The 2,033-nt window shown below is 65.3% G+C and carries 3 protein-coding genes and 1 pseudogene; 3 read left to right on the top strand and 1 reads right to left on the bottom strand.

Features of this window, described 5'->3' with window-relative positions; genetic code table 11:
- Together Q8Q77_RS15940 and Q8Q77_RS15935 are read left to right on the top strand one after the other, a co-directional pair.
- Window positions 1–697, top strand: a 697-nt coding sequence (locus Q8Q77_RS15940; protein WP_371130466.1) for a TCP-1/cpn60 chaperonin family protein, incomplete at its 5' end; no start/stop codon positions are given.
- A 118-nt stretch (window positions 698–815) separates the two neighbouring features.
- On the top strand, window positions 816–1,064 hold the full coding sequence (locus Q8Q77_RS15935; protein WP_305584621.1) for a zinc-finger domain-containing protein: 249 nt from the start codon (window positions 816–818) through the stop codon (window positions 1,062–1,064).
- A 41-nt stretch (window positions 1,065–1,105) separates the two neighbouring features.
- On the opposite strand, the gene Q8Q77_RS20760 is transcribed toward Q8Q77_RS15935, so the two are convergent.
- Complete coding sequence (locus Q8Q77_RS20760; RefSeq protein ID WP_371130465.1) at window positions 1,106–1,414, bottom strand: helix-turn-helix transcriptional regulator; 309 nt, start codon at window positions 1,412–1,414, stop codon at window positions 1,106–1,108.
- A 289-nt stretch (window positions 1,415–1,703) separates the two neighbouring features.
- On the opposite strand from Q8Q77_RS20760, the pseudogene Q8Q77_RS15930 reads away from it, so the two are divergent.
- Window positions 1,704–2,033: pseudogene (locus tag Q8Q77_RS15930) on the top strand (hypothetical protein); the annotation flags it as partial.

Below are 2,033 nucleotides of genomic sequence, written 5' to 3'. Positions count from 1 at the left end.
CACCACCATCGTCGACGGCGTCGGCGCCAAGGACGCGATCGAAGCCCGCATCGGCCAGATCAAGCGTCAGATCGAGGACACCACCTCGGACTACGACAAGGAAAAGCTGCAAGAGCGTCTGGCCAAGCTGGCCGGCGGCGTCGCTGTGATCCGTGTCGGCGGCGCCACCGAAGTCGAAGTGAAGGAAAAGAAGGACCGCGTCGATGACGCCCTGAACGCGACCCGCGCGGCCGTGGAGGAAGGCATCGTCCCCGGCGGCGGCGTCGCGCTCCTGAAGGCCTCGAAGGTTCTCGACGGCTTCAAGGGCGACAATGACGACCAGGAAGCCGGCGTGGCCATCGTGCGCCGCGCCCTGCAGGCCCCGATCCGTCAGATCTCGGAAAACGCCGGGGTCGAAGGCTCGATCATGGTCGGCAAGGTGCTGGAAAACCCGTCGCCGACCTTCGGCTTCAACGCCCAGACCGAGGAATATGTCGATCTGGTCGCGGCCGGCGTCATCGACCCTGCCAAGGTGGTTCGGACGGCTCTGCAGGACGCGGCCTCGGTCGCCGGCCTGCTGATCACCACCGAAGCCGCCATCGTCGAAGCCCCCAAGAAGGGCCGGGCGCGCCGCAGATGTCGGAGGGTGACATGGGCTTCCAGCTACGGCCTGCGTTCCCCATATCATTGGGGGCGTGGCGCTTGGCCGCATCCATGAGTTTCTGACCCGGCGCGATCGCGAACGGTGAGATTGAAGAAGAGACCGTCGGCGGAAATCATCGCGGCAAGGGCGGCCATCGAAATCGCCATCATCGAGAACGAGTTGGCCCGGTGCGATGGACCGTGACGATGGTGTGAAATTCAAGAATGACCAGGGCATCCCGGAAATCCGGATAGGGGCCAAGGCGTTCAAGTGCGCCGGCGCCTCCACACCCCACGACCACCCGCACATCTATCTCAACATGGGCGCGGCGGACACGGTCCTCTGCCCCTATTGCGCGACCTTGTTCCGCTATGATCCCCGCCGCGGTCCGCGTGAAGCCGACCCGCCGGACAGTTCCTTCATTGACGACCTGGGAAAATGAGGAGGAAGGCTTGTTGCCGAAGAACGTCGGGCGACGGCTCGTCAGGGACCCCTCGCCGAGGGTGCGACCCCTGAGGGCGCCGCGCCAGACGCCTTGGTCGCGGACGGCAACTCCCCGAACGCGCGTCGGTAGTCGGTCGCAAACCGGCCGACGTGCGGAAAGCCGCAACTGCGAGCCACTTCACCGATATTGGCCTGTGATCCCAGCCGGCGGAGCTCCGCGCGGGCTTTCTCCAGGCGCACGGCTCGCAGAGAGACCATGGGCGAAACATCCTTGAAGCGGCGAAAACCCTCTTCAAGAGATCGGATGCTGGTGTGGCTGGCGCTTTCGGGATGATCCGACCCCGCCAAATTTGCGCTGCGGACTTTTCAGCAGCATCCGCGCTTTTCTGCCAAGGGGCCGCAGCGTCGGATATCTGGAGTAGGCGCCGATCCAAGTCAGCCGGCGGAAGCGCTGGCTCGACGATCATCTGCAGATCGATGGACCGATGACGCGGAGCGACATCCGTGTTTTCGACGAAATCTTCCGCGAGCCGTGGGATTCGGTCGCCGGCGCTTTCGCAGCCTTGCCGGCAAGCGTATGTGAGAGCGCTCTACCATGGCGATAGTTTACGCGGGGCGATGACGGCGGGAGTGTCCGATGAAGGCGCCGAAGACTGGCCTCTCCTGGGAAGCTCTTTCCACGCGAGGCAAACGCGTCTGCGTGGTCATGACCTCTGTCCATGTCTTGAACGCGATCCTCGTGGGCGAAGTCGCCGCACAGGTCCGCCAGCCCAACGGCGTCGATGAAGTCATCGTCACCGCCCGTCGGCGCGAGGAGGCCCTGCAGCAGTCCCCGATGTCCATCGCGGCGCTCCCCCGCCAGGAGCTCGAACAGCGCGGCGCCTTGAACCTCGGAGACCTGCCCCTCGCCAACCTGTCGATCCGCGAGGGGGCCGGCGCGTCCGGGGCGGGCTTCGCGCCGGTCATG

This window comes from Phenylobacterium sp. (assembly GCF_030698145.1).
Taxonomy (GTDB): Bacteria; Pseudomonadota; Alphaproteobacteria; order Caulobacterales; family Caulobacteraceae; genus Phenylobacterium.
The sequence above is the reverse complement of the archived record's forward strand: the minus strand, read 5'-3'. Positions and strand labels throughout refer to the sequence as shown.

Coding starts and splice junctions, on each gene's coding strand:
- Q8Q77_RS15935 (WP_305584621.1), top strand. CDS start 816: ATGGACCGTGACGATGGTGTGAAATTCAAGAATGACCAGGGCATCCCG.